Source organism: Bacillus alkalicellulosilyticus, from assembly GCF_002019795.1.
Classification (GTDB): Bacteria; Bacillota; Bacilli; order Bacillales; family Bacillaceae_F; genus Bacillus_AO; species Bacillus_AO alkalicellulosilyticum.
Window position 1 is genome coordinate 695071 of the sequence record NZ_KV917381.1, and the last position, 24072, is coordinate 719142.

General features: G+C 37.8%; 32 protein-coding genes and 1 pseudogene. 17 read left to right on the top strand and 16 right to left on the bottom strand.

The genetic code is table 11. The annotated features are described in order from the left end of the window. Positions 1 to 192 precede the first annotated feature (192 nt). The gene (locus BK585_RS03415; protein ID WP_078551849.1) at positions 193 to 1854 is read left to right on the top strand and encodes a glycoside hydrolase family 13 protein; all 1662 of its coding nucleotides are present in this window, start codon (positions 193 to 195) and stop codon (positions 1852 to 1854) included. 170 nt (positions 1855 to 2024) lie between these two features. Beyond that, complete coding sequence (locus BK585_RS03420; protein ID WP_078551850.1) at positions 2025 to 2396, top strand: STAS/SEC14 domain-containing protein; 372 nt, start codon at positions 2025 to 2027, stop codon at positions 2394 to 2396. A 63-nt stretch (positions 2397 to 2459) separates the two neighbouring features. Here BK585_RS03420 and BK585_RS03425 read toward each other — a convergent pair whose 3' ends face one another. Beyond that, the gene (locus BK585_RS03425) at positions 2460 to 2588 is read right to left on the bottom strand and encodes a YjcZ family sporulation protein (protein ID WP_078551852.1); all 129 of its coding nucleotides are present in this window, start codon (positions 2586 to 2588) and stop codon (positions 2460 to 2462) included. A gap of 60 nt (positions 2589 to 2648) precedes the next feature. Then, positions 2649 to 2786, bottom strand: coding sequence for a YjcZ family sporulation protein (locus BK585_RS03430; protein ID WP_078551854.1), 138 nt, complete (start codon positions 2784 to 2786; stop codon positions 2649 to 2651). A gap of 282 nt (positions 2787 to 3068) precedes the next feature. Between BK585_RS03430 and BK585_RS03435 the strand changes: the two genes are divergently transcribed. The 6 genes from BK585_RS03435 (at position 3069) to BK585_RS03460 (ending at position 7422) form a co-directional block, all read left to right on the top strand. Continuing rightward, positions 3069 to 4274 (top strand): nitrate/nitrite transporter, encoded by a 1206-nt coding sequence (locus BK585_RS03435; protein WP_078551855.1) that lies wholly within the window; start codon positions 3069 to 3071, stop codon positions 4272 to 4274. Positions 4275 to 4428: 154 nt separating this feature from the next. Then, positions 4429 to 4935: a YfiT family bacillithiol transferase gene (locus BK585_RS03440; RefSeq protein ID WP_078551857.1), complete on the top strand. Its 507-nt coding sequence runs from the start codon at positions 4429 to 4431 to the stop codon at positions 4933 to 4935. A 175-nt stretch (positions 4936 to 5110) separates the two neighbouring features. Further along, the gene (locus BK585_RS03445) at positions 5111 to 5779 is read left to right on the top strand and encodes a cobalamin B12-binding domain-containing protein (protein WP_078551859.1); all 669 of its coding nucleotides are present in this window, start codon (positions 5111 to 5113) and stop codon (positions 5777 to 5779) included. Beyond that, entirely contained in the window at positions 5769 to 6515 is a 747-nt protein-coding gene (locus tag BK585_RS03450; RefSeq protein ID WP_078551860.1) for an STAS domain-containing protein, read from the top strand. The genes BK585_RS03445 and BK585_RS03450 overlap by 11 nt, the downstream gene beginning before the upstream one ends. Positions 6516 to 6533: 18 nt before the next feature. Further along, complete coding sequence (locus tag BK585_RS03455; RefSeq protein ID WP_078551862.1) at positions 6534 to 6752, top strand: YdbC family protein; 219 nt, start codon at positions 6534 to 6536, stop codon at positions 6750 to 6752. 22 nt (positions 6753 to 6774) lie between these two features. Beyond that, entirely contained in the window at positions 6775 to 7422 is a 648-nt protein-coding gene (locus BK585_RS03460; RefSeq protein WP_078551863.1) for a pentapeptide repeat-containing protein, read from the top strand. A 50-nt stretch (positions 7423 to 7472) separates the two neighbouring features. On the opposite strand, the gene BK585_RS03465 is transcribed toward BK585_RS03460, so the two are convergent. The 3 genes from BK585_RS03465 to BK585_RS03475 all read right to left on the bottom strand — a co-directional run bounded on the left by BK585_RS03465 (position 7473) and on the right by BK585_RS03475 (position 9306). Further along, entirely contained in the window at positions 7473 to 7808 is a 336-nt protein-coding gene (locus tag BK585_RS03465) for a hypothetical protein (RefSeq protein ID WP_078551865.1), read from the bottom strand. A 218-nt stretch (positions 7809 to 8026) separates the two neighbouring features. Next, positions 8027 to 8713 (bottom strand): hypothetical protein, encoded by a 687-nt coding sequence (locus BK585_RS03470; RefSeq protein WP_078551866.1) that lies wholly within the window; start codon positions 8711 to 8713, stop codon positions 8027 to 8029. Between the two features lie 80 nt (positions 8714 to 8793). Continuing rightward, a complete protein-coding gene (locus BK585_RS03475; protein WP_078551868.1) occupies positions 8794 to 9306 on the bottom strand; it encodes a hemerythrin domain-containing protein in 513 nt (170 codons plus the stop codon). Positions 9307 to 9537: 231 nt separating this feature from the next. Here BK585_RS03475 and BK585_RS03480 point away from each other — a divergent pair, with 231 nt between their 5' ends. The 3 genes from BK585_RS03480 to BK585_RS03490 all read left to right on the top strand — a co-directional run bounded on the left by BK585_RS03480 (position 9538) and on the right by BK585_RS03490 (position 11272). Then, a complete protein-coding gene (locus BK585_RS03480; protein ID WP_078551869.1) occupies positions 9538 to 9996 on the top strand; it encodes a DUF3052 domain-containing protein in 459 nt (152 codons plus the stop codon). A 234-nt stretch (positions 9997 to 10230) separates the two neighbouring features. Further along, positions 10231 to 10596, top strand: coding sequence for a hypothetical protein (locus BK585_RS03485; protein ID WP_078551871.1), 366 nt, complete (start codon positions 10231 to 10233; stop codon positions 10594 to 10596). A 13-nt stretch (positions 10597 to 10609) separates the two neighbouring features. Further along, a complete protein-coding gene (locus tag BK585_RS03490) occupies positions 10610 to 11272 on the top strand; it encodes a hypothetical protein (RefSeq protein ID WP_078551872.1) in 663 nt (220 codons plus the stop codon). A gap of 79 nt (positions 11273 to 11351) precedes the next feature. On the opposite strand, the gene BK585_RS03495 is transcribed toward BK585_RS03490, so the two are convergent. The 8 genes from BK585_RS03495 to BK585_RS03530 all read right to left on the bottom strand — a co-directional run bounded on the left by BK585_RS03495 (position 11352) and on the right by BK585_RS03530 (position 17331). Continuing rightward, the gene (locus BK585_RS03495; RefSeq protein WP_078551873.1) at positions 11352 to 11552 is read right to left on the bottom strand and encodes a PLDc N-terminal domain-containing protein; all 201 of its coding nucleotides are present in this window, start codon (positions 11550 to 11552) and stop codon (positions 11352 to 11354) included. Positions 11553 to 11657: 105 nt separating this feature from the next. After that, positions 11658 to 12059, bottom strand: a complete 402-nt coding sequence (locus tag BK585_RS03500; protein ID WP_078551874.1) for an ectoine synthase — start codon at positions 12057 to 12059, stop codon at positions 11658 to 11660. Positions 12060 to 12074: 15 nt separating this feature from the next. After that, positions 12075 to 13358, bottom strand: coding sequence for a diaminobutyrate--2-oxoglutarate transaminase (ectB, locus tag BK585_RS03505; protein ID WP_078551875.1), 1284 nt, complete (start codon positions 13356 to 13358; stop codon positions 12075 to 12077). A 74-nt stretch (positions 13359 to 13432) separates the two neighbouring features. Continuing rightward, complete coding sequence (ectA, locus tag BK585_RS03510) at positions 13433 to 13954, bottom strand: diaminobutyrate acetyltransferase (RefSeq protein WP_078551877.1); 522 nt, start codon at positions 13952 to 13954, stop codon at positions 13433 to 13435. Between the two features lie 938 nt (positions 13955 to 14892). Next, complete coding sequence (locus BK585_RS03515; protein ID WP_078551878.1) at positions 14893 to 15051, bottom strand: YfhD family protein; 159 nt, start codon at positions 15049 to 15051, stop codon at positions 14893 to 14895. Between the two features lie 127 nt (positions 15052 to 15178). After that, positions 15179 to 15295 carry a YfhE family protein gene (locus tag BK585_RS03520; RefSeq protein WP_078551880.1) on the bottom strand — a complete coding sequence of 39 codons (117 nt, stop codon included), beginning with the start codon at positions 15293 to 15295 and terminating at the stop codon, positions 15179 to 15181. Between the two features lie 255 nt (positions 15296 to 15550). Next, the gene (locus BK585_RS03525) at positions 15551 to 16105 is read right to left on the bottom strand and encodes a GNAT family N-acetyltransferase (RefSeq protein ID WP_078551882.1); all 555 of its coding nucleotides are present in this window, start codon (positions 16103 to 16105) and stop codon (positions 15551 to 15553) included. A gap of 326 nt (positions 16106 to 16431) precedes the next feature. Beyond that, positions 16432 to 17331, bottom strand: a complete 900-nt coding sequence (locus tag BK585_RS03530) for a TIGR01777 family oxidoreductase (RefSeq protein WP_078551884.1) — start codon at positions 17329 to 17331, stop codon at positions 16432 to 16434. A 256-nt stretch (positions 17332 to 17587) separates the two neighbouring features. Between BK585_RS03530 and tnpB the strand changes: the two are divergent. From tnpB to BK585_RS03550, 4 genes and pseudogenes are all read left to right on the top strand, one after another. Continuing rightward, positions 17588 to 18754 (top strand): annotated as a pseudogene (tnpB, locus tag BK585_RS03535) (IS200/IS605 family element RNA-guided endonuclease TnpB). A 127-nt stretch (positions 18755 to 18881) separates the two neighbouring features. After that, positions 18882 to 19697: a recombination regulator RecX gene (gene recX / locus BK585_RS03540; protein WP_078551886.1), complete on the top strand. Its 816-nt coding sequence runs from the start codon at positions 18882 to 18884 to the stop codon at positions 19695 to 19697. Between the two features lie 56 nt (positions 19698 to 19753). Beyond that, positions 19754 to 21421, top strand: coding sequence for an L-lactate permease (locus tag BK585_RS03545; protein WP_078551888.1), 1668 nt, complete (start codon positions 19754 to 19756; stop codon positions 21419 to 21421). Between the two features lie 17 nt (positions 21422 to 21438). After that, complete coding sequence (locus BK585_RS03550) at positions 21439 to 21744, top strand: YfhH family protein (RefSeq protein ID WP_078551890.1); 306 nt, start codon at positions 21439 to 21441, stop codon at positions 21742 to 21744. A 51-nt stretch (positions 21745 to 21795) separates the two neighbouring features. Here the strand turns inward: BK585_RS03550 and BK585_RS03555 are convergent, their stop codons facing one another. Continuing rightward, positions 21796 to 21945: a YpzG family protein gene (locus tag BK585_RS03555; RefSeq protein WP_078551892.1), complete on the bottom strand. Its 150-nt coding sequence runs from the start codon at positions 21943 to 21945 to the stop codon at positions 21796 to 21798. Positions 21946 to 21985: 40 nt separating this feature from the next. Next, positions 21986 to 22138: a small, acid-soluble spore protein K gene (gene sspK, locus BK585_RS03560; protein WP_078551894.1), complete on the bottom strand. Its 153-nt coding sequence runs from the start codon at positions 22136 to 22138 to the stop codon at positions 21986 to 21988. A gap of 95 nt (positions 22139 to 22233) precedes the next feature. Here sspK and BK585_RS03565 point away from each other — a divergent pair, with 95 nt between their 5' ends. Continuing rightward, on the top strand, positions 22234 to 22500 hold the full coding sequence (locus BK585_RS03565) for a YfhJ family protein (protein ID WP_078551896.1): 267 nt from the start codon (positions 22234 to 22236) through the stop codon (positions 22498 to 22500). A 154-nt stretch (positions 22501 to 22654) separates the two neighbouring features. Here the strand turns inward: BK585_RS03565 and BK585_RS03570 are convergent, their stop codons facing one another. After that, on the bottom strand, positions 22655 to 23641 hold the full coding sequence (locus BK585_RS03570; RefSeq protein WP_078551898.1) for a metal-dependent hydrolase: 987 nt from the start codon (positions 23639 to 23641) through the stop codon (positions 22655 to 22657). A 110-nt stretch (positions 23642 to 23751) separates the two neighbouring features. Between BK585_RS03570 and BK585_RS03575 the strand changes: the two genes are divergently transcribed. Continuing rightward, the gene (locus BK585_RS03575) at positions 23752 to 24060 is read left to right on the top strand and encodes a hypothetical protein (RefSeq protein ID WP_078551899.1); all 309 of its coding nucleotides are present in this window, start codon (positions 23752 to 23754) and stop codon (positions 24058 to 24060) included. The last annotated feature ends 12 nt before the right edge of the window (positions 24061 to 24072 follow it).

Here is a 24072-nt window from a genome sequence, read left to right on the forward strand (position 1 = left end):
TGGCTTCGCGCATCGCATTTAATAAAAGACCGCTCACGGTTTTTCTTATCTCAGTTTCTTTGTTCATGAGACATCCATAATTAAGTTAGTAAAAGGGTCTTTGCTAACACTTAAATATTTGATATGATAGTAGTGCAATCGGTTGCATAAAAAATACTAGCATTAACTTTGAGGAGAAAAGAGGAGAGGCTCATGAATAAAGCCTGGTGGAAGGAATTAGTTGCCTACCAAATCTACCCTAGAAGCTTCATGGATTCTAATGGTGATGGAATTGGGGATATTCAAGGCATTATTTCAAAATTAGATTATTTAAAGGATTTAGGAATTGATTTAATTTGGATTTGTCCGGTATACAAATCACCAAATGATGATAATGGGTACGATATAAGTGATTATAAAGATATTATGGATGAATTTGGAACGATGGAGGATTTTGACCAACTCTTAGCGGAAGTGCATAAACGAGGAATGAAATTAATCATTGATTTAGTGATTAATCATACGAGTGATGAGCATCCTTGGTTTATTGAATCTAGATCATCAAAAGAAAGCCCTAAAAGAGATTGGTATATATGGCGCGACGGAAAAAATGGAGAAGAGCCGAACAACTGGGAAAGTATTTTTAGTGGCTCGGCTTGGGAGTATGATGAAGAGACAGAACAATATTTCATGCATATTTTCTCAAGAAAACAACCAGACCTCAATTGGGAAAACAAAGATGTACGTTTCGCTGTATATGAGATGATTAATTGGTGGCTAGACAAAGGTATCGATGGATTCAGGGTTGATGCGATTAGTCATATTAAAAAAGAAGAAGGCTTAAAGGATATGCCAAATCCGAAGAACCTGAAATATGTTTCTTCTTTTGATAAGCATATGAATGTGGAAGGCATTAATCCTTTTCTAGAAGAGCTAAAAGAAGAGACCTTTGCGAAGTATGATATTGTCACTGTTGGGGAAGCAAACGGAGTGAAAATTAAGGATGCTGACGCATGGGTTGGTGAAAAGAATGGAAAATTTAATATGATTTTTCAATTCGAACACCTCAGTCTTTGGGATGGAGAGGTAAAGAAATCTCTTGATGTTGTTGGACTAAAAAAAGTTCTAACAAGATGGCAAAAGGGTCTTGAAAATAATGGGTGGAATGCGCTCTTTATTGAAAATCATGATAAAGCACGTGTTGTATCGACGTGGGGAAATGATGATACGTATTGGAGAGAAAGTGCTACGTCCTTTGCCACAATGTATTTCCTTATGCAAGGAACACCATTTATCTACCAAGGACAAGAAATTGGCATGACAAACGTAGCATTCCCTTCGATTGAGGATTATAATGATGTATCTGTTAAAAACATGTACCGCATTAAACGAGCCGAAGGAGTGCCTCACGAGGAAATTATGGAAGTAATCTGGGCTTCAGCTCGTGATAATTCAAGAACACCAATGCAGTGGTCTACTGAAAAAAATGCTGGATTTTCAACAGCTCAACCATGGTTAGGAGTAAATCCGAACTATAAGGATATCAATGTTGAGCAACAACTTAATGATAAAGACTCGATCCTTAGTTTCTATAAAAAGATGATTGAACTGAAAAAGAATAATGATGTGTTTACTTATGGAGTGTATGACCTTTTAAATGAAGAGGATCCATATGTATATGCTTACACAAGAACGTTAGATGAAGTGAAGGTAGTCGTAATTTCCAATCTATCTGACCAGGAAATTACATTTGAAGCCGAGAATGTGAAACTACACTCAAATGGGCTTGTATTAAGTAACTATGAAGTAAGCTCACATGAAGATATGTCGACAATTAAGCTACGCCCTTATGAAACAAGAGTGTATAACGTATAATCTCCAAAGAGTCTGTCTTGCAAGGAAATAATTCCTACAAGGCGGGCTTTTTCTTATCCTATAATCTAAATATTATAGGTTTTTTGAACTACCAAACTAAAAAAGTTGCACTACTTATTTACTAATTGTATAATATTTTTATAATAAAAATATAAGGGGATATATAAGTTATGTGGAATGTTGACGTACTTAATAAAGAGAAAAAGATTATTTCAATTGAATGGTCAGGAAAGGTGACTCCTGAGGAGGTTCTAGAAGCGAATGCTAAGTTGAAAGAGGGGATTACTTCTTTGCCATCTAAAGGGTTTGACGTTATTGTTAATATGTCTGATGTTACGGTATTGATTCAAGAGACGCAAAAAGAATTAGTCAAACATCAGGCATGGTTGCTTGAGATGGGTATGAAACGTGCGGCCGTAGTCGTTAATGGAGCAGTAGCTAAAATGCAGTTAAAACGAACGGCTAGAGAATCTAGTCATGACAATGAATATCATTTTGAGACACCAGAAGAAGCATTACAGTTTTTAGAATCGAATGAGTAAAAATGAAAGAGATAAAAAAGCTGATTCAAAAGGTACCCCTTCTGAGTCAGCCTCATTTATTTATTAGTAGTAACCGTAGCCTCCTCTTGGAGTCACATAAGCAGCTCCAATGATGATAAGAAGGATAAAGATTACGATAATAAACGCAAATCCTCCAAAAGCAGCGCCTTTAGCTGGTGCAGCGTGAGTCATAGTTAACCCTCCTCTCCATGAAGTAATGTTGAAAAATGGGGAGAGTGCTCCCCATTTTAATTAATATGCAGCTACATATGCTGACCCAATAATTACTAACAAAATAAATAGAACAAGAATTAACGCAAATCCTCCGATTCCTGGCGCAGCTGGAGCTGCTGCTACACCTGTTGGAGCACATCCAGGTACAACACCCATGGTAACACCTCATTTCAATAAGTAATGTTTTAACTTACACTACTACCCTATGTAATAAGGGCTCAATAGGTTTGGGTTTCATTCATATTTTTTAAAATTGGGATATAGCCCATTTTTCTGCCTTGTGGGATTAATCATTCGAAAGGTATAGCTCAAGACTTTTCCAACGGGACAAACTATACTTGTGCAAAAATGATGTAAGTAAAGCTTACATGGTTACTGCATTCTCTGTTCTTGTTTGCCATAATAAACCCAACGAGATAAGAAAAAGGTGGAGAGAATATGAAATTAGCAGACTTAAAGAAAAGTGGCCATGCGCCATCATTGCTTGCATCATTTTTATACTTTGATATTAGCTTTATGATTTGGGTAATGTTAGGTGCATTAGGTGTCTACATTACAGCTGATTTTGGGTTAACGGCAGGACAAATTGGTCTTATCGTGGCCATTCCTATATTAGCAGGTTCAGTTTTTCGAATTATTATTGGTATACTCACTGACCGCATTGGTCCTAAGAAAACAGCGATTGGTGGAATGATTGTTACGATGGTTCCATTACTGTGGGGTTGGTTGTTTGGCCATACAGTTGCTGAACTTTTCTTAATTGGTATCTTACTTGGGGTTGCTGGTGCGAGCTTCTCAGCAGCACTACCAATGGCAAGTCGTTGGTACCCACCTCATTTACAAGGGGTAGCAATGGGGATTGCGGGTGCAGGGAATAGTGGTACACTATTAGCTACTCTATTTGGTCCTCGTTTAGCTGAACATGTTGGTTGGAATGGCGTATTTGGATTAGCTCTCATCCCGTTAGGATTAGTGTTGTTATCCTATTTCCTAATGGCAAAAGAGCCACCAAACCAACCTGCTCCCAAACCGGTGAAACAATATTTTTCAGTTTTAAAAGAAAAAGATACATGGTACTTTTGTTTATTATATAGTGTAACATTTGGTGGATTCGTTGGATTAGCTAGCTTTTTAAGTTATTTCTTCGTTTCTCAATATGGGGTATCAGCGGTTCGAGCAGGTGAATTTGTAACATTAGTTGTAGCCTCAGGAAGCTTTCTTCGTCCAGTCGGAGGGTTAATTGCTGATAAAATCGGCGGGGTGAAATTATTACAGTTTTTATTTGTCGGAATGGCCATTTGCATGTTCTGTGTTAGCTTACTTCCACCAATTGCATTGGTGACATTAGCGTTATTTTTAGGAATGGGTTTTCTAGGAATGGGAAATGGAGCCATATTCCAATTGGTACCTCAACGTTTCCAAAAGGAAATCGGAATGGTAACAGGCATTGTAGGAGCTGCAGGAGGGATTGGTGGCTTCTTCCTACCAAACATTCTTGGAACATTAAAGGATATGACTGGAACGTATGCATCTGGGTTTATTACATTTTCAATTATCGGTATCCTCGCTCTTGGATTATTAACACTAGCGCAAATTGGTTGGAGAAAACAATGGAAGCTTTCAGGTCAATCGGTAAAAATATAATGAAAAGCAGTCTCTGCTGTAGAGAAAGCAGGGGCTGTTTTTTTGTCAGAAGGAAGCTAAGTACTTTAGAATAAATGCTGATAAAGCCCTATAGTCTTAGAAGTAATATGTTGCTAGAGTTGTTGATAATGAAGGAGAAGAGGAGAGGATACATATGGATGTAAGATATCCGATTGGAAAATTTCAAGTAGACGGAACGATTACCGAACAACAAATTGCTGAATGGATACAAGATATTTCTGAGCTCCCACAAAAAATGTCAAAGCTGATAAGTGAATTAAGTGAGGACCAGTTGAATAGCTCATACCGTGATGGCGGGTGGACCGTTAAACAGGTCGTTCATCATGTGGCTGATAGTCATATGAATGCCTTTATTCGATTTAAACTGGCGTTGACAGAAGACAATCCGACAATTAAACCTTACTTCGAAGAACGGTGGGCTACTCTTTCAGACACAACAGAAGCACCCGTTGCTCTTTCGTTATCAATTATTGAGGGGCTTCATCAGCGCTGGGTGATGTTACTTAATTCAAAGCCTGACCTTACAAAAACATTTTATCATCCAGAACTAGATCGTTCGATCCGGTTAGATGAAAATGTAGGGATGTACGCCTGGCATGGCAATCACCACCTTGCACATATAAAACTAGTACAACAATAGTAAAAAGAGGAAAGCAAGCAGTGACAGACCGCACACGTCGGTCTGTCTTTCATTTTTGGCAAAAGGGTGAATAGAATAGTGTAAAAGAGCAAGATGTTTTACCCATGCTTTAAGAAACGTTAAAATTAGTACTATATGCGAAATGAACTGCTAACTATATAAGTGAGGTGAATATATGGTCAACGATAGTACTAGATTAAAGGAAACTCTATTAATTGGAAATCGAGAACTGGCGTGGGAACTTATCGAAGGTCATATATCAGCTGGAAAAGATACAGTTACTATATTTGAAGATATCATCGCAGAAGCGATGAGAGAGATTGGTTTACTATGGGAAGAAAATATAATATCAGTAGCCGAAGAACATCTAGCTACAATTACATGTGACTATCTCTTATCTCGCTATCAGTATTATCTGCAAAGAAAAACAAAAAAACGAAGTGGGGAGCATCATAGAAAAGCATTGTTTTTTTGTGTGGAAGAAGAATACCATTTTATCGGTATTAAAATGACATCGATTCTATTTGAAGAAAACGGATGGAATACAAAATTCTACGGTGTCAATGTTCCAGTGGAATCTGCAATGGAAGCGATAAAAGTATGGAAACCTGATGTAGTAGGACTTTCAGTAAGTATTATATATCATATGAAAAGCTTCATTGAATATACAAAACAGATTGCCGCATTAAAAAACAGTCCTTTTCTCATCGTAGGAGGAAGAATCGTTGATAGCTATGATATGACAAAGTATTGTAACAGCCACTCACAAATTTTTAACAGTCTTTCGGATATTAACATGTGGCTAAGCTCACAGCAGAATATGGGAGGTCTTCATGTCCACTAATCAATTCATCCCCATACCGTATTTTAAAATCACTAAAAATTTTGATGTGCTTGAAGTTTCCGCAGAATGCGATCGTATCTTTCCGAAAGTTGAAAATTTTTTAGAACTAGTTGATATAGCTAGCCGAAAAAAGACCGAACACTTCCTTAGTGAAGCCAGAATATCAACAGAAATTAATGTAAAAACGATAAAGGCACCTATCGCGTTATATAAAATTGAACTTAATTGGGAAGGCGATATCGGTCATTTAGTATGTATTGAGCTGGAAAATCAATTTGCGTTGTTGCTGCAGGAAATGGAAAATCATCGCAAAAGATTAGCCAAAACAGATATGGAGCTGCTGATTCATAAAGAGGAATTAGAAAAGTCTCTTCTTCGTATCACAGAACTTTCTGGACCTGTAATTAATATAACAAATGACACTGTGTTGGTCCCGTTGTTTGGAGAATTGACAGAAGAGTTGATTGAAAATAACAGGCTTAGAATAACTGAGTATATTCACAAGCAAGCGATTGAGGAAGTGATTATCGATTTTCAAGCGATAGGAAAATTACAAAAATCTGGTGTCATTTCGTTAAAAGATATGGTCGATGACTTGACGTTACTTGGAGCAAAATCTTATATTACTGGAATAACTCCACTTCATGCACAAACAATAACAGAAATCGGAATATCAACAAACACAACGTTTAAGCGAACACTTCGACAAGCAATTGACCATATACACTATAACTAACCTAAAGGAGATAGGATTATGGCTGAGATTAAATATGAAATTGTAGAAACGATTGGAGTATTATCAACATCGGAAAAAGGCTGGAACAAAGAGCTTAACCTAATAAGCTGGAATGGGCGAGAACCAAAATATGATATTCGTGACTGGGCACCAAACCATGAGAAAATGGGGAAAGGAGTGACGTTATCACAGGAAGAAGTTCTCCAATTAAAAGAAATGTTGCAGAACATAGAATGATTTGAAATAGGAGCTGTTAGTTTTGGCACGATTAAGTAAAATAGAACAACCAAGGATTCCAATGGAGTTAGAACCGATTGACATAGAGGGGATGTATCACGAAGAAGATCCTTATTTATCAAATGGAATGATTACGAACACGAAACTGGATTACGAAGAAGTTGAAAAAGTGGTTCTCTCAAAACTAGTTTTTAAAAACGTATCTTTCACCAATGCGACATTTAAAAGAATCGATGCGACTGATATTATCTTTGTGAATTGTGATCTTTCAAATGCAAACTTCAGTGAAGGCATTATCCACAAAGTGCAGTTCAAAGAGTGTAAATTAACTGGAATTGATTTTTCGGAAACTAGCTTTGGCAATGTAACGTTTGAACATTGCCTTGCCAATATGAGTGATTTTAGAGAAGCACGGTTAAAACAAGTGAAGTTTTCAAACACCACATTACATAGTGCTAACTTTGCCGATTGTCTCCTGACAAAAATTCAGCTCGACCAATGCGATATTAACGATATTGATTTTACTCTAACCAAATTGAAAGGTTTAGACATCAGTACTTGTACGTTTGATAAAATAAATGTAGCTCTAGAAAACTTGGAGGGCTTACAAATCTCCCCAGAGCAAGCCATTGGCTTCGCGACGATGCTTGGGTTAGAGATTAAAGAATAAGTTAATGGCCACTGAAAAAAGTTAGAACTAATTTTTCAGTGGCCATTTGATTATGCACCTACACTTGTTTCAGTAGAATCAATAGCGATGATACCATTAGCTTGTAATGCCTTTTTAGCATGGTCATCAGCTGGACGATATCCTTTTTCCATTAACTCTTTAATATAAATCTTGTTATAAACGAATGAGAAAACAATGGCAACAACCGAAGCTCCGATACCAAATGTAAATGAACCGATTACTAAAGCTATAATAAACATTATAAGTGCCCACTTAATATCTCCACGGAATAATGCTGGGAAGAAACCGAAGAAAAAAGTTGTCCAACTAAAACCGATTTTCACTTCTTTTGTCACACCAGACTCATGGCTTAAATTTACTTTCATATTTTTCCCCTCCTTTTGTATCATATATTTAACATAACTATAGTAACACAAATAGGACAAAAGTAAGATTAAAAACATAAATTATTTTAAAAAAGTTTAAGCCAGTTGTGAGTGGTTTTCTCACAACTGGCTAAAGTGAGTGGTTTTCTCACAACTGGCTAAAGTGAGTGGTTTTCTCACAACTGGCTTTTATTGTTTTAGCTATTTTCTGTTCCAGTTCAATCCATTAGTTTTTGATTCGTTGCTGTAACCTCTGAGCCAAAGAGCTCAACAGTATCAGGACTTTGATAATGTATATAAGTTAAGCCAATATCTTCTGAAAAAACATAAATCGTGTCATTGACGTCAACTTCAATAGCACTAACAGTTGTCCCATTTGGAAGTTCTGTAGTGGATGGGTCTTGTTCGGAGTCCCATTTGAAGAAGAGTCTGTTTTCATTTGGTTCTTTTTCATTCATCCAATTAAAGGCGAGCTCATAATCCTCTAGTAATGCGAGGGCATCTAATTCATCATACTCTTCACCTTCCCGATAGCGGTGCGTAATGATAATTTCTTGGTTTTCTTCATCTACTATCATTAGTTGATAGAAAGCAACGGCATGTCCTTGATGACCATGTGCAAGGATTTGATGTCCAGTACGGTGAATCACTTCAAGTCCTTCTCCGAGCCCTGTTCCTGGTGAATCCGTATCAAAGGACTCTAATACAGCATACTGACTGAGAACACCATCAAAGCCTGATGATTCACTGATTTCATCTGTGTTCTCCTCAGTTTCCATCTGTGCCTCATCTTCCGTTTCTTCTACTGGCGGTGCTTCTACTTCATCAATTGGAGTTTCGGTTTGTTCAGGATTACAAGCCGTAAGCAAAAGAAGGAATAGGATTGCGCTTATATACGATTTCATAAAAAAACCTCCCTTGTCTTACACACTATTCCCATTTTGGAAAAGGAGTACACCTGAAAAACAAAAGGAGGTTTTGTGCGTTATAGAAATGCTTTAGCTAGGTCCTCTTTTTCTTTGTCAGATAAATAATGTTCTGCCATTGGAAAAAGAATTTGTTCTTCTTTCATGAAATGTTCTGTTAGAATGGCGCATGCCTCTACAACTAGAGCTGCTAGTTCCTCTATTTGGTTGGTGGTTAGCTGTTCTAGGTTAGAAGAACCTTTGAAGAATGTTTGAATCCTTACCTTTGCTTGGTCATGCTCATATTCCATAACAGCAATAGGACCACCATCCATACCAATATATCGCGCAACCATAGGAAACAAAATGCCTTCTTCTTTTTCAGAATGTGGCTCTAATACAGTGAAAAAATCAGTTACTTGCGTTTGGAGTTGTTCAAAAAGCAATCGATTTTGTCCACCATTCTCTATTATGATCGTTCCTATTTGAGTTAACTCTACCATGTGTCTTCGTAAAGGCGTATGTTCGTCAAATAACCGTTGAAGAGGCATACATAGCTGTGTATCTGAGAATTGAGAAAATCCACATTCCATTGTTACTCACTCCATCCTTTTGTATTGTAGTTTCATTTAACCGTATCTACAAGCCTCTGTCTGTGACTACTATCACAGGGGTGTTTGCAACCGAAAAATGAAAAGATTACAATGAAATCAAGAGGGCAATGTGCGAAACCGTTGTTTTTTTAAGCCTGCTACGAGTGGGTTTATCGTAGCAGGCTAGCAACGAATGGAGCCATTGCAATCATAATCAAAGGGGGCTATGAAATGACAGAGTTACACTCAGTATTGAAAAAACTACAAATAAAAAAACAAGAAAGCCCATTTTTAATTTTAAATGCACCTAAAGAATATGAAGAAATTAAACAAGCATTCGTGACACCTATACATACGGAAGTCATAGAATCAGTCTATCCATTTATCCAAATCTTCGGTGTGTCCAATGAAGAAATAAAGACGCTTGCGGATAAAGCTGTTGAAGTGTTAGAGGATGATGGACTGTTATGGTTATGCTATCCCAAAAAATCATCAAAGACCTACAAAGGCTCAAACAGCAGTCGCGATAAGGTAGCCGAACTATTAGCAGATAAGGGATTCGAACCCGTGCGTCAGGTGGCAATTGATGAAGATTGGTCTGCCTTACGTTTTCGACCAGTCGAAAAAATTAAGACGATGGTACGGAAAAAAGCAGTTACCGAAGCAGGTAAAAAAAGAGTAGAACAATAAGAAGTAGAGTTGGAACAAAAGGTAACCTTTTGTTCCAACTCTTTTGTCTCTATTTAATCAATATTGAGGTATATACTTACTTCGAAAGTATATAGCACACTCCAAAAACTAAACTATCTGACTATTTCGAAGGTTTATTTATGTAAATATATGTTAATATGAATCTACTAAAGCTCTACTTACCTAGAACTAGGTTGGTTTTCATGTTTCAATAAAATTGGGGAGGTTTATGGAATGAATAAGAAATTATTTATGCTGTTTTTAACTTGTATTCTTTTAGTAGCAGGTTGTTCTATGACTACTGAACAACAGCAACAAGTTTCTCTTAAGGAAACTAACGTGATTTATTGGGAGGACGAGCCGTATGGTTATTCAGAAGAAAAATCTATAAAAATAACAGAAGTAGATATTGGAACTGATATCGGAGAAATAAATTTTACGATTGTTGAAGGTGAAGAACAACTGAGATATATTCAAACAAAAGATGGAGAATCAACAGTTATCATATACTCAATAAATGGAGAAGAAGACAACTTCATTTATGCTGGTGGCCTAGTATTCGAAAAGCTCGAACAGCGTTCTTCTAATGACCAAATATAATCTGGGGGACACTATGAAAAAACAAGGAATCATCATATTATCTATTTTTCTACTAGCGGTGTTAACGATAGTTGGTTGCAATCCTTTTCAATCGAACAATGATAAGCAAGTTTGTTCCTTGGATGAGGATATTAAAACAGGGTATAGTTATCCAAATTATAAATTGTATGAGGATGAGGCGGAATTATTTAACGATGCGGACCTTGTGGTTGTTGCAAAAACGGATATATGTTTTGAAGATAGAGAACATATAGTTGAATATTATTCTTCACCAGAGTCAGATTTACCCGAAGCGATGGTAGATTATTATACGCTCACACCTATAATCATTAGTGAAGTGGTAAAAAGTCCACCAGCGTTTGATATAAAAAAGAATAAACAGATTTCAATTATCGAGCCACTGTCAATCATTACAAATAAAGATGGAAGTAAATACAAACGTATTCCTTATCAATACGTAGAATTAGAAAAAGGAATCGAGTATGTCCTTTATTTAAGAGAGAATCCGGATGGCGAATACTATATTGGTGACTTTAACACAAGGTTTACTTTGGAGATAGATGAAATCATTAATTATGGAGAGCTTGGGGAAGATACAGAATTTGAACACATGAATGTTGTACATACAGATATGAAACGAGCAGTTAAGGCAAGGCTAGGGGGAATACTGGACTAAACTGGGGTAGGACAGACCGTATGAGGGCATTGAAAAAAGGTAACAAGCTCATTTTTTCAGTGCCCTGTGCAAGTTGCTTCTAGGTTTTACGAATAATTAAATAAACAATAAGACCAACAACGGGGAAAAATAAAGTACCAAGTAACACCAGTAATGCAAACTCTTTACTATTGCCATTGGCAATGGAATCGCGATAAGCCCAAATGCTCGTGACAATATTTAAGACGAATAAACCAATACCAAAAATGATGAAGATACCGAAAACAACAACGACGTCCATAGGTTGAGCTCCTTCCAAAGGAATGGGGATTTTATTATTTTCTTTAAGTCTACCATATTATACAAAAAAGAAAAATGACCCTCAAAATAGAGGGTCATTTGTATATTATGCTTTTGCTTCTTCTTCCGTATCAGCAGGGTATACACCATTTTCATCATGAACTTCGCGTCCTGTAATAGGAGGATTAAAAACACAAATCATACGCATATCTGTTTTTGCACGAAGAAGGTGCTCATCATGCTCATCAAGAGCATAAAGTGTGTTCGCTGAGATGGGGTGAACTTTGTTGTCTGCTAACGTTTCAACTTCACCTTCACCTTCAATGCAATACACAGCTTCTAAGTGATTTTGATACCAAATATGTGTTTCCGTACCCGCACGGATAATCGTATCGTGAACGGAATAACCCATGTTATCCTTTTTTAAGATAAGGCGACGACTGTTCCAATTACCACCTTCAATGTCTTGTTCTGTACCAATGATATCTTCTAGTTTCACTACTTTCATCGTTTTCGCCTCCTGTTAAGATGTAACAAGTTCTTTACTTTGAATTAGTGCTTTAACGCTTTCTTCGATAATGGCGAAGCCTTGTTCTAATCCTTCATTATCAATTGTGATAGGAGGGAATAGCTTAAATACTTCGTCTTTAGGCCCAGACGTTTCCATGATTAAGCCTCTTTCGAATGCACCTTGTGCGACACTTGAAGCAAACCCATCGATGTCAGTGGCGATACCTTGCATAAAGCCACGGCCACGTACTTCGCCTTTTATTTCTGGATATTTTGCAACAAGGCCTTCTAAGAATGTTGTAATCTTAGCTGACTTTTCTTTAATGCTTGCTTCAAATTGAGGATCTTCCCAGTAAGATAAAGACTCCGTTGCTGTAACAAACGCATGATTATTTCCACGGAATGTACCGTTATGCTCACCTGGTCCCCAAATATCATATTTTGGTTTAAATAAAGTTAATGCTAATGGAAGGCCCATTCCACCGATTGACTTGGATAAACAAACGATGTCAGGTGAAATTCCTGCTTCTTCAAAAGAGAAAAATGAACCTGTTCGACCGACGCCAGCTTGCACATCGTCAACAATTAAAAGAATACCCCAGCGCTTACAAATATCTTCCACGCGTTTTAACCACTCGAATCTTGCGGCATTAATACCGCCTTCACCTTGGACTGTCTCGAGAATCATAGCAGCTGGAATCGCAACTCCACTACCATTATCTTCTAAGAAGCGTTCGAGATACTCCAGAGTGTCGAGATCATCGTTAACAAAGCTATCATATGGCATCGTTACAACATGCTGTAACGGAATACCTGCGCCTTTGCGCTTAAATGAATTACCTGTTACTGACAACGCACCGATTGTCATACCGTGGAAACCATTGGTAAAACTGATGACATCTGTTCTTCCTGTCACTTTACGAGCTAATTTTAATGCACTCTCTACTGTGTTCGTTCCTGTTGGACCCGGAAACATGACTTTGTAATCTAAGTTTCTAGGTTTTAAAATCACATCGTTGAATTTATGCAAAAACTCAGCTTTAGCAGAAGTTGCCATATCAAGTGAATGTGTAATGCCATCATTTAAAATATAATCAACTAGCTTTGCTTTCATTTTTGGGTCGTTGTGACCGTAGTTTAACGCTCCTGCTCCAGCAAAGAAGTCAATGTACTCTTTTCCAGCTTCATCCCACATTTTATATCCTTTTGCTTTTGTGAAGACGGTTGGAAAACCACGAACATAACTGCGTACCTCAGACTCTAACTGTTCAAAAATGCTTAAATCATTTGTATTCATACTTTTATATTTCCTCCTTGGAATTATCGAAATTTTTTCTGATTGTCGAACGAATTTATTACGATGGGATAAAGCTATTTTTTAATAGGACCTACACGGAAAGTAAGCTCCGCCTCATGGTCATCACCCGGAAATAAATCTTCAGAGAAACATTCGAGTATTTCACAATCTGTTTTATAGTCTTTTGCTAACCGACGGAATAGTGACTTGGACGCGTTGTTTGAAGGTGTGACGGTAGCTTCGACATAACGAACATCTTTGCAAGCCTCTCTGGAGAGTAGTTCGTTAAGGATTTTTGAAGCAACACCTTTACCACGCTGTGAGGCATCTACACCAATTTGCCAAACAAAGACTACATCTTGGCGCTCAGGAGGTATAAAAGCAGTAACAAACCCTACAACCTTATCGTTTTCTTTTGCAACAACACATGTTTCTGCGAAAAATTCACACATCATAATGTATTTATATGAAGAATTTAAATCAAGAGTAGAATTATTTACTAACTCCCACATTGCTGCTCCATCTTCAACCGTTGGCTTCTCCAACGTTAAAGTTCCTAATACATTACTTGATACTGTTGCGGTGTCTGGTGTCATCGATTATCACCTACAACTATAGTTAATTGAGAATTAATAGCAATTTCCTCCTTCAATTTGTTTTTTAAGAAGTAAGGCATTATTAGATGAACTTGAGACAACCCAAGTTTTTCTAATTTGCTTTGGCATAACAATATAATAAGGGGGTCCTCCTTTTTAATCAAACCAGTTTAAACGTGATTATTCATGATAAACAAGGGTGAACAGTGGTCACCTTAAATAAGAGCACTGCTCTTTCAATATCCTTATGTATTGTAATGATTTCTCTCAATATGAAAATTGGAAGAAAAAAGGGAGGTGTGTCTATCTCAATGATAGCAAGGGATTTAAGTGTATTTGCTTTTTTGGAAAAAACACTTGATTTTTTTATAAAAAAAGGTAAGCGCCTGAATAAGGAGGAGTATTGTACGCGATTATTGTTGGAATATCGGGGGATATGTCAATAATTCGTACAGTGTTTGAGGGCTTCGGTCTATGAAGAAGAAAAAGGGACGGTGCAGGAATAGCAAGGGCGTTCATCGGCTTGATGAACGACGAAAGGAAGAAGGAAAGGCAGTAAAAGGTCGTTCATCGGCCTGATGAACGACGGAAGGAAGAAGAAAAAGCAGTGAAAGGTCGTTCATCGGCCTGATGAAGGACGAAAGGAAGAGGAATCAGCAGTGAAAGGTCGTTCATCGGCTTGATGAACGACGGAAGGAAGAAGGAAAAGCAGTGAAAGGTCGTTCATCGGCCTGATGAACGACGAAAGGAAGAAGGAAAGGCAGTAAAAGGTCGTTCATCGGCCTGATGAACGACGGAAGCAAGAAGAATCAGCATTAAAAGGTCGTTCATAAGCAAAATGAACGACCGACTCAAGGAAAAACGGCACCAAGAAGTCGTTCACGAGTGAAATGAACACCGTAACCAATGAAAAAAGCGACCTTTTGGGGTCGCTCTTCTTAAATATCTTTTCTGTTTTTGGCTCTGCGGTCAGCTGCTTCAGCGCGTTCTCTTGCTTCGATGTCGTCTTGGTCTGCAAGTTCGGCTGAGTATTCTACGTCTTCGCCGTCGACTCCATTAATGGCAGGTGCATCGTTGTTTCGGTTTTTCTTAGCCATTTTAATTCCTCCTTACCTTCAACTAGTTGATGAACCGTTGATGTTCATCTGACATTAGTTTGGATAAGAGTTGTCTTTTTATGTGTATCAGTTATTATGAAAGACCGCAAAGCAATTTTCTTCGGAGTTATCCGTTGTGACGTTCAGCTGCTCGGTCGGCTGCTTTAAAGTCAGACTGATAACGAACTTCTTGGGCTTTTCGTAAAAAACGTTTTTCGTCTTTATCCCGTCGTTTCTTTTCCATGACCCATCCCTCCTAACAGGATTAGTTTCAACAATAAAAAGTGAAAATATTCCAAAAAAAAGATACCAGAAAAGATTTTTCTTTTCTGGTATCTTCGTATCGAGTGATGGATTTACAATTTGGGAGTCATTCGAGGAAGAGCACTGGCTTCGCTCGCTACGCGTCAAACAAAAGAACCCCACTTTTGTTTGACTTTAAAAGAAGGTAGCGGCTTCGCACAGTGCTTCTAAGAAAAGACCGCTTTGCGGTTTTTTCTTATGCTTCTTTTGCTTCTTCGGCAAATAGTTGTTCTTGTCTCATGAAGTGAAGGTGATAATGGTCTTTTTCAATTTGATATAAATCGTATATTTTTCCATTTTGATTTAATTGATTATAAATATCTGAGCGCACTTCATTGGCAAACGTACAGTAAGGTAGCTTTTCTGCTGCTTTTTTTGAACGAACATTTTCATTTCGAATTCTCATAAAAACAGTTTGAATGTTTTGCTCAAAAAATAACTCATCAAAGAAAGAATCTTTTGCAATTGAGTTATAGCCTTTTCCAAAGTAGGGTTTGCCAAGCCAAGTTCCTAAAAACCCACTATGGTGTTGAATGTCAAACAAATTAATCGTTCCGATCGGATTGCCCCATTCGTCAAGAATGGTCCGAGATATTAATTCTCCTCTTTCTTCTGCTTCAATCGTTTGTTTTGTTAAAAACACAAACTCGTCGTAAGAGTAAGCTTTTTGACGCACGAATGGGAAAACGGCAGGGTCGATCATCAAATCGTAAAGTGCATGGCAATCAGTGAGCTCTCTTTTTTTCAACATGGTAAACCCTCCTTTGTTATGAGGGGAGATCAAAAAAATCCCACCCTCGAATTTAATTTCGAAATCAAATTCGGGGTGGGAATCGAACCCACTAGAACCAGCTTTGCTGGTGGCGCACCAATTGCCTTCCCATATTTCATTAAAAATCATCAAATTTCAGCAAAAACGTGCAATTTTTCAGAATAATTAGTGGTTTTGGTTAAAATAATTGCTTATTACTTATTATTACTCTGATATGCTGAATAATACTACTATATATTAATGGTTTTTATCTAAAAAGGGAACTCTTTTTTTATAATTTTCTTATGAAATTTTTACTAAAAATTTTAAGGCTTTGTAAGGTCTTGTAAAGCACTATAAAGGTCCTGATATTTAAAGCTAAATCCGGCCTCGAGTGCTTGTTTCGGTAGTACTTTTTTACCATCTAGAAGTAAAGTACTCATTTCTCCAAGGAGCAACTGAAAAGCAAATGATGGTACAGGGAACCAGTGCGGTCGTTGTAACACTTTTCCAACTGTTTTGCCGAATTTTTTCATCGTAACAGGATGTGGTGCGGTAAGATTAATGACACCATTGATGTCTTTTTCTATTGCAAATAGTAACAGTCGTGCTGCATCATCGATATGTATCCAAGATACCCACTGTCTCCCAGATCCAACCGTTCCACCAGCAAAGAGGCGATATGGTAAAAGGATGCTTGGCAGGGCACCTTCCTGGCTGTCCAAGACAAGGCCAGTTCTTACGATTACCGTACGAACTCCAATGTCTTCGGCTTTTTTTGCTTCTTCTTCCCAAACTCGGCAAACCTCTTGTAAATAATTAGAATTGGCTGGCTTGGATTCCTCTGTAAACGTTTCTGTCTCTGAATCCCCGTAATAACCAATGGCTGAGGAATTGATTAATACAGGAGGTGTAGGAGATAATTTTTTAAGCAGAGCAATTGTTTCTCGGGTCGCGTCAATTCGACTATTGAGAATTTGTTGTTTTCTTTCTTTTGTCCACCGCTTTGCTCCGATTGATTCTCCTGCAAGATTTACTAAGGCATCTATGTTTGTTAATTCCTTTTCAGGGGTGCTTTCAGGTGTCATCCATTGTACATATTGAACATGTTTTTCATTTTCTTTTTTCTTTCGTGTTAAAATAAAGACCTCATGGCCTTTTTCAACTAATACATTGGTTAGAGCTCTTCCAATTAAACCAGTTCCTCCAGCGATAGCTACTCTCATATTGGTCACCTACTATTTCATAATGTTTTTTAGATCCTTTGCCGATTACTGTTCTATTTAAACGTAATTGTACTTGAATCCTTCTTTTTTATCTGAGTTTATCTTTTCCGACAGAAGACTCCCACTTCAATCGCAAGAAGGGCTTTTAGCCCAGCGATAAGGGGGAGATGAATGGCGGTTGGCGATAGCCAAAACATAGACTTATATGGTATAATTAGAACAAACGTTCCTTTGGTGTGAGGTGAATTCTGTGGTAGTGAAAAAATCGTTTAGGTTTCGAATCTTTCCTACGAAAAAACAGGCGGAACTCATTAACAAGACGATTGGTTGCTCCAGATTTGTGTTCAATTTCTTCCTCAATAAGCAAAAGCAAAAAGATAGCTACTGGTATGTTGTCGAAGAAATGGTGCAAAACGGTCAACTATCGGCAAATCATTGGAAAGGTGAATTTTTCAATCGGTACGAGTCGGTTAAAGCTGTCCGACAGCTGAAAGAACACTATCATTTTTTAAAAGAAGTCGATAGTATTTCGCTTCAAAAATCGGTTGAAAATATGGCTGATGCTTATCAACGATATTACAAAAAACAAAACAAAGCCCCTAAGTTTAAAAGCAAAAAGAACAAGGTACAGACCTATGCCACAAAACAAACGAATGGAAATATCGCACTCCTTGATAATCACATTAAGTTGCCGAAGGTTGGGCTTGTTCGGTTTGCCAAAAGTCGTGAAGTAGCTGGTCGGATTATTAACGCAACCATTAGACGTAATCCTAGTGGAAAATATTTTGTCTCTATTTTAGCCGAAACCGAAGTAGTCGAACTTCCAAAAACAAACTCTAGCATTGGAGTGGATCTTGGGTTAACACACTTCGCTATTCTGTCAGATGGAACAAAATACAAAAACAATCGTTACTTTAAAGTACTGGAACAAAAGTTAGTAAAGGCTCAGCAAGTCCTTTCAAGGCGAGTAATTGGTTCTAATAATTGGAACAAACAACGAATGAAAGTGGCTCGAATTCACGAAAAAGTTGAAAACAAGCGTTCAGACTTTTTGCATAAAACCTCTACGGATATTATCAAAAACCACGATATTATCGGGATAGAGAGTCTGCAAATAACCAATCTGATGAAAAATAAGAAGAACGCAAAAGCTATAGCCGATGTGTCTTGGTACAAATTCAAAACGATGTTAGTGTACAAGGCTGAATGGTATGGGAAGACAGTCGTGGAAGTGAGTAAAACCTTCCCTAGCTCACAGTTGTGAACGAGTTGCGGATACAAAAATAAAGCCGTTAAAGATCAAGGGTTGCGTGAATGGACGTGTGTTTGTGGCACCTATCACGACCGCGATATTAACGCAGGAATCAATTTAAAAAACGAAGCGAATAGACTTCTAACCGTCGGTGCGACGGGGATAGTCTAATCCATAACTGGTGGGTACACCGGTGTTCTTAGAAATCCCCCACTTCAAACAGCTCGCTAGAGTAGTTGAGTGGTGGGTAGTTCAAGATAAAATAAAGGAAAACTTCGGTAGGACAAGGTGGGGTGTTATGGCTGTTATCACAAAAATTTCAGTCCAAAAGAAAAATAAAGAACGGTACTCCATCTTTATCGATAAGGGGAACGGAGAAGAGTACGGTTTTAGTGTGGATGAAGGAGTATTAATAACATTTGGTTTACGAAAAGGAATCGAAATTGATGAGGAAAAAATAAAATCAGTCCTATATGAAGACCAAATAAAAAAAGCATATAACCAAGCGATTGTGTTCTTATCTTACCGGTTGCGGTCATTGAAAGAAGTTGACCTTTATCTAGCGACGAAAGAGCATGAGCGTAATATTATTAACGAAGTAGGTGCAAGGCTTATAGCACATGGATATATTAATGATCTTGAATTTGCCAATGCCTTTGTTCGAACACGAATCTGTACAAGTGATAAAGGTCCACTTCTTATAGAAAGAGAGTTAAAAGAAAAAGGTGTCTCTGCTCACTACATAGAAACTGCTCTCCAACAATATACGTATGATCTCCAGACAGAAAAGGTAAAGACCTTACTTGAAAAACAACAAAAAAAATATATAAAAGATTCATTTCAAATCAGGAAACAAAAGTTGAATGCATTTATCGCAAGTAAAGGCTTTTCGTTTGATTGTCTCGAATTTGTTAGGCAACAAAAAGAAACCGATGTAGATGAACAACAAGAAGAAGAAGCGTTTCTTTACCAATTTGAAAAAGCTAAAAGGAAGTTTCAGCGATATGAAGGTAGAGAATATAACGATAAAATGAAGCAATGGCTTTATCGAAAGGGATTTCCAATTTCAAAAATTAACAACTACTTAAATAATGATAATGGATTACAACAGTAGAATTTGCAAAGTAGGAAAAGATAAAAAGAGCTCTTATAAAATGGAGGATCTATTGTATGAATATTATTATTGCGTTAACTCCAATCATTTCAGTGATGTTATTTCTTGTTATCCTGCGGCTTCCCGCCATTAAGGCAATGCCAATAAGCTTACTGGCGACGGCAATATTAGCTTTAACCTATTGGAAAGTTCCCTTTATCCAAGTGGTAGCAGCAACAGCCGAAGGAGTGCTCATAGGTGTTTCGATTTTATATATCATCTTTGGTGCGATCCTTTTACTGAATACGTTACAAATAAGTGGTGCGATTGATACGATTCGGACAAACTTTATGGGCATCAGTTCAGATCGGCGCGTTCAGCTTTTATTAATTGCTTGGTTATTTGGCGCATTTATAGAGGGTGCTGCAGGCTTTGGTACACCTGCGGCCATTGCTGCTCCGTTATTAGTGGCCCTTGGATTTCCACCGATGGCAGCTGTTGTGTTAGCATTAGTTGCCGATAGCAGTCCTGTCTCATTTGGAGCAGTTGGAACACCAATTAATGTAGGCGTTGCTCAAGGACTTCAAGAAGGGGCAACGATAGCTCCTATTGTTTCAAATTATATGAGTGAAGCAGAATTTCCGGCTTTTATCAAAACGGTCGGAGCTCAAGTCATGATGATTGATATTTTTGTGGGGACATTGATGCCCCTTTTACTCGTGATGTTGATGACTCGCTTCTTTGGTGAAAACCGTTCGTGGAAAGAAGGATTACAAGTATGGAAGTTTGCTCTTTTTGCGGGCTTTGCTTTTACGATTCCAGCATTTCTTGTAGCACTCTTTTTAGGACCAGAATTCCCGTCAATTTTTGGTGGGCTGTTTGGGTTAGTCATTGTCATTATTATAATAAAAAAGGGCTGGCTACAACCGAAAACGAGTTGGGACTTTCCAAAAAGAGAACGCTGGTTGCCTGAATGGATTGGAAAATTGGTTCCATCAGAAGATACTCCGAAAAAGCGTAAACTGTCAGTAGGTGTAGCTTGGATACCTTATATTTTAGTTGGTGTATTTTTAGTACTTACAAGACTAGATGTGCTTCCAATTAAAGCATGGTTACGTTCAATGAAAATATCATGGACGAATATTTTTGGTACCGAGATAAGTACAAGTCTTGAGCCATTATACTTACCGGGTACGATTTTTGTCATTGTATCTTTGCTTACAATTATCATTCATCAAATGAAGGTTCAAAAATATATGCATGCGCTTAGAAGCTCAAGTTTAGCGTTAGCAGGAACTGCGGTTACATTATTTACAGCGGTGCCAATGGTTCGAATTTTTATTAACTCTGGTGTAAATGCAAGTGGATTTGAAAGTATGCCAATGGAATTAGCGAAAGGGGCAGCTGAAGTTTTTGGTGGCTCTTGGCCACTTGTTGCTCCGTTTATTGGTGCGCTTGGGTCTTTTATCTCAGGAAGTGCGACCTTTAGCAATATGATGTTTTCGCTTTTCCAATTTAGTGTCGCTGACCAGTCAGGCCTTGACCCAACATTAGTGATTGCATTACAGGTGCTTGGCTCAAATGGAGGAAACATGATTTGTGTCTTAAACGTGGTAGCTGCAGCGTCTGTCGTTGGGTTATTAGGAAAAGAAGGAGCAATTATTAGGGTCACGCTTCTTCCAATGCTCTATTATGTTATATTTTCTGGCGTCATTGGACTGATATTCGCCTATGTGTTTTTGTAAAAAGGGGAGAGAAAAAGATGGAAAAACGATATAGTGAGATGAGTGAATTCGAATTACAGCAAGAAATTAGGCAATTAAATGAAAAAGCCAAAAAAGCGGAACAAATGGGAATGGCCTCTGAATTTGCGGTTTACGAAAGAAAAGTAATTATGGCAAAAGCGTACTTAATGGACCCGAGCCAAGTGATTGCGGGGACGACCTATTCTTTTGTTGATGAACAATCTACTTTTACTGTTGAATATATGAATGGTCGTTTCGCATGGGGATACCGGAATGGAAGCAAAGAAATCGAAGGAATTCCAATATCTCTTTTAAAAATATAAAAAAAACCCTACTGTGAGTATAGTCTCACAGTAGGATAAGCAGAAGATGTATTACCCTTTTCTTTTATGAATCAAGGTAATATAGTTGTGAAGAGTAACCTCGGTTTCACCATTTACTTGATGTGCTGCATGTTTTGGATTTGCTCGTGGAGATTGAAAAGGGTCATTCATCACTGTATTTTTCCTTTTTGCTTTACTCATCGAAAGCACCTCCTGAATTTGTCCAAACTACAGTATGCTGCTATTTTCTTTTTTCTGTAGAGTCTTGCATCCGTTCTTGTGGATGGTCACGAGTTGTACCATCTGGACGCTTTGAAGCATACTTCGCCTTAGCAAATGGTTCGCCGTCAAATGAAATCCGATTAGGAAAGCCTTTTTCTTTGTTACGTACCATGAAGTAACCCTCCTTTCTAATCGGTTCATCCTTTAGTATTTGATGAAAAATCAACTCTTATAGATGAAAATAATTGTTAGGAGTGGGAAAATAAAATGAATGAACGCTTTGAAAAGTTAGCTAACCAACTACTCGAAAAAAATGAAAATCTTTCATACGGTCAAGCAAGAGCGTGGGTAGAAAGCTTGTGGGAAGACTTTGAGGCAACCTACGCCAAAGCGGGAAGAGAATATAAAGGTCAAGAAATGACTGAAAAGGTTGTTTTACATTATATTGAACAATACGGTGATAAACTTCATCAATTTGAAATAAAAAATAAAAAATTCGCCCATCTGCAAAAGGACGACCATCTAAAGCATTAAATTGAAAGGAAAGCCGTGTAGAACAGTAGGTTATTCAAGGATGAGCAAGGGCTTCGCACACTGCTCGGTTTCTACAAGAAAAGCACTTGTAGAAACCTTAACACCAGGCAGTGGCTTCACACCTTGTAATCAATAAAAGACGACGGTGTCGCTTTTATTCTTGTACCGCGAGTTGGAGCTTTCTTTGAAGTTTGTCTTCACTAAAGACCCATCCGGTATAAGAGCTAATCACTTTTAAATTACGGTCAAGCTGCACAATCGCAACAAAAGGATAATGTCCTTTACTGCGATAGCGTAAATCAATAAAGCGAACTTCCATGACTCCATCTTCTTTTTCTTCTTTTTCCCAACGGTAAGCTGGGGAAAAAGACAAAAAGGCGTGGAGGTTTTTATCTTCTCGGGCCGCATTGATCACAGGCTCGCTTGGAATTGGAACAAAAGGATACGTTTCAAAAAAGTGTATCTCGTGATTTCGTGATTGCGCAACATGCATTTTTTCCGGTGTCCGAATGACAAGATGCCATTGACTCCACTTAATTGTAGGCGACACAAAAACATGTGTTGCATCTGGTATAATGGATTTAGCATGTGAAACGACCTTTTGTTTCGCGCCGATTCTCCAGAGATAATACACGATATTTACGGCATACAGAATGAAAAATGTCATTCCTGGATTTGCACCAGCCCCCCAAGCGAAAATCGCAACTGTATGCGAAAGAAAGATAAAGGGGTCAAAAATATAAATAATACCAAGTGCGACCCAGCGATTTGAAATGGGTCGAAGTGCTTGTGTTCCATAAGCATTAAAAATATCAACAAACACATGTAAAAAGACAGCTAGAAAAGTCCAAAGCCATAAGTGCAAATAATTAATTTCTGGATTTACCATTGCAATTCCACCAACAATAATAAAAGGCCAAATTACGATTGCTGGAAGAGAATGAGTAATTCCTCGATGGTTTCTTATATATGTTGCATTATTTTTTAATTTTAATACTGTGTCAAAATCAGGAGCCTGAGAACCGACAATCGTAGCAAGCATTACAGCTGAAGTCATTGCTGGGTCATTTGCAATAATGGGATCAAGGGTAGCAAGTCCGCCTAGGGTAATTCCCATGACTACATGTGTGGCAGTATCCATTGTTTGTTTCCTCCTTAAGCGGGTCTTCAATAGTTTGTACCTTATTCTTTTTTTACCATACTTTAGTTATACCCGATTTTTTCATATATCAAAAGAGAGAAGGAAAAAAAGTGACTGATTCTTTACAAATTTTCATGGAGTATAAAATTAAACAAGAAAATCTTAAGGAATATGAGCAAGCGATGGAAGACATTTTAGCGATTTTACCTGAATATGAGGCAACTAACATTCAGTGGTTTGTTGCGTCAGACCAACCGTTTTTATACGTTGAAATGTTCGAGCTTCCAACAAAAGCTCATTATCATGTTTTAAAAAAGCTAAGAAGAAGCACCGACCATGCCGTTTTTTCAAAAATTGTCCCTTTCATTGAAGGTGGAACTGAGAAAATTCATTGTTGGGCCTTTCATGCTAAAGCATAATTGAAAGTGGAG

What these genes read in the sequence shown, in the direction of transcription:
- BK585_RS03415 (WP_078551849.1), top strand. Translation starts at nt 193, where the DNA reads ATGAATAAAGCCTGGTGGAAGGAATTAGTTGCCTACCAAATCTACCCT.
- BK585_RS03420 (WP_078551850.1), top strand. Translation starts at nt 2,025, where the DNA reads ATGTGGAATGTTGACGTACTTAATAAAGAGAAAAAGATTATTTCAATT.
- BK585_RS03425 (WP_078551852.1), bottom strand. Translation starts at nt 2,588, where the DNA reads ATGACTCACGCTGCACCAGCTAAAGGCGCTGCTTTTGGAGGATTTGCG.
- BK585_RS03430 (WP_078551854.1), bottom strand. Translation starts at nt 2,786, where the DNA reads ATGGGTGTTGTACCTGGATGTGCTCCAACAGGTGTAGCAGCAGCTCCA.
- BK585_RS03435 (WP_078551855.1), top strand. Translation starts at nt 3,069, where the DNA reads ATGAAATTAGCAGACTTAAAGAAAAGTGGCCATGCGCCATCATTGCTT.
- BK585_RS03440 (WP_078551857.1), top strand. Translation starts at nt 4,429, where the DNA reads ATGGATGTAAGATATCCGATTGGAAAATTTCAAGTAGACGGAACGATT.
- BK585_RS03445 (WP_078551859.1), top strand. Translation starts at nt 5,111, where the DNA reads ATGGTCAACGATAGTACTAGATTAAAGGAAACTCTATTAATTGGAAAT.
- BK585_RS03450 (WP_078551860.1), top strand. Translation starts at nt 5,769, where the DNA reads ATGTCCACTAATCAATTCATCCCCATACCGTATTTTAAAATCACTAAA.
- BK585_RS03455 (WP_078551862.1), top strand. Translation starts at nt 6,534, where the DNA reads ATGGCTGAGATTAAATATGAAATTGTAGAAACGATTGGAGTATTATCA.
- BK585_RS03465 (WP_078551865.1), bottom strand. Translation starts at nt 7,808, where the DNA reads ATGAAAGTAAATTTAAGCCATGAGTCTGGTGTGACAAAAGAAGTGAAA.
- BK585_RS03470 (WP_078551866.1), bottom strand. Translation starts at nt 8,713, where the DNA reads ATGAAATCGTATATAAGCGCAATCCTATTCCTTCTTTTGCTTACGGCT.
- BK585_RS03475 (WP_078551868.1), bottom strand. Translation starts at nt 9,306, where the DNA reads ATGGAATGTGGATTTTCTCAATTCTCAGATACACAGCTATGTATGCCT.
- BK585_RS03480 (WP_078551869.1), top strand. Translation starts at nt 9,538, where the DNA reads ATGACAGAGTTACACTCAGTATTGAAAAAACTACAAATAAAAAAACAA.
- BK585_RS03485 (WP_078551871.1), top strand. Translation starts at nt 10,231, where the DNA reads ATGAATAAGAAATTATTTATGCTGTTTTTAACTTGTATTCTTTTAGTA.
- BK585_RS03490 (WP_078551872.1), top strand. Translation starts at nt 10,610, where the DNA reads ATGAAAAAACAAGGAATCATCATATTATCTATTTTTCTACTAGCGGTG.
- BK585_RS03495 (WP_078551873.1), bottom strand. Translation starts at nt 11,552, where the DNA reads ATGGACGTCGTTGTTGTTTTCGGTATCTTCATCATTTTTGGTATTGGT.
- BK585_RS03500 (WP_078551874.1), bottom strand. Translation starts at nt 12,059, where the DNA reads ATGAAAGTAGTGAAACTAGAAGATATCATTGGTACAGAACAAGACATT.
- ectB (WP_078551875.1), bottom strand. Translation starts at nt 13,358, where the DNA reads ATGAATACAAATGATTTAAGCATTTTTGAACAGTTAGAGTCTGAGGTA.
- ectA (WP_078551877.1), bottom strand. Translation starts at nt 13,954, where the DNA reads ATGACACCAGACACCGCAACAGTATCAAGTAATGTATTAGGAACTTTA.
- BK585_RS03515 (WP_078551878.1), bottom strand. Translation starts at nt 15,051, where the DNA reads ATGGCTAAGAAAAACCGAAACAACGATGCACCTGCCATTAATGGAGTC.
- BK585_RS03520 (WP_078551880.1), bottom strand. Translation starts at nt 15,295, where the DNA reads ATGGAAAAGAAACGACGGGATAAAGACGAAAAACGTTTTTTACGAAAA.
- BK585_RS03525 (WP_078551882.1), bottom strand. Translation starts at nt 16,105, where the DNA reads ATGTTGAAAAAAAGAGAGCTCACTGATTGCCATGCACTTTACGATTTG.
- BK585_RS03530 (WP_078551884.1), bottom strand. Translation starts at nt 17,331, where the DNA reads ATGAGAGTAGCTATCGCTGGAGGAACTGGTTTAATTGGAAGAGCTCTA.
- recX (WP_078551886.1), top strand. Translation starts at nt 18,882, where the DNA reads ATGGCTGTTATCACAAAAATTTCAGTCCAAAAGAAAAATAAAGAACGG.
- BK585_RS03545 (WP_078551888.1), top strand. Translation starts at nt 19,754, where the DNA reads ATGAATATTATTATTGCGTTAACTCCAATCATTTCAGTGATGTTATTT.
- BK585_RS03550 (WP_078551890.1), top strand. Translation starts at nt 21,439, where the DNA reads ATGGAAAAACGATATAGTGAGATGAGTGAATTCGAATTACAGCAAGAA.
- BK585_RS03555 (WP_078551892.1), bottom strand. Translation starts at nt 21,945, where the DNA reads ATGAGTAAAGCAAAAAGGAAAAATACAGTGATGAATGACCCTTTTCAA.
- sspK (WP_078551894.1), bottom strand. Translation starts at nt 22,138, where the DNA reads ATGGTACGTAACAAAGAAAAAGGCTTTCCTAATCGGATTTCATTTGAC.
- BK585_RS03565 (WP_078551896.1), top strand. Translation starts at nt 22,234, where the DNA reads ATGAATGAACGCTTTGAAAAGTTAGCTAACCAACTACTCGAAAAAAAT.
- BK585_RS03570 (WP_078551898.1), bottom strand. Translation starts at nt 23,641, where the DNA reads ATGGATACTGCCACACATGTAGTCATGGGAATTACCCTAGGCGGACTT.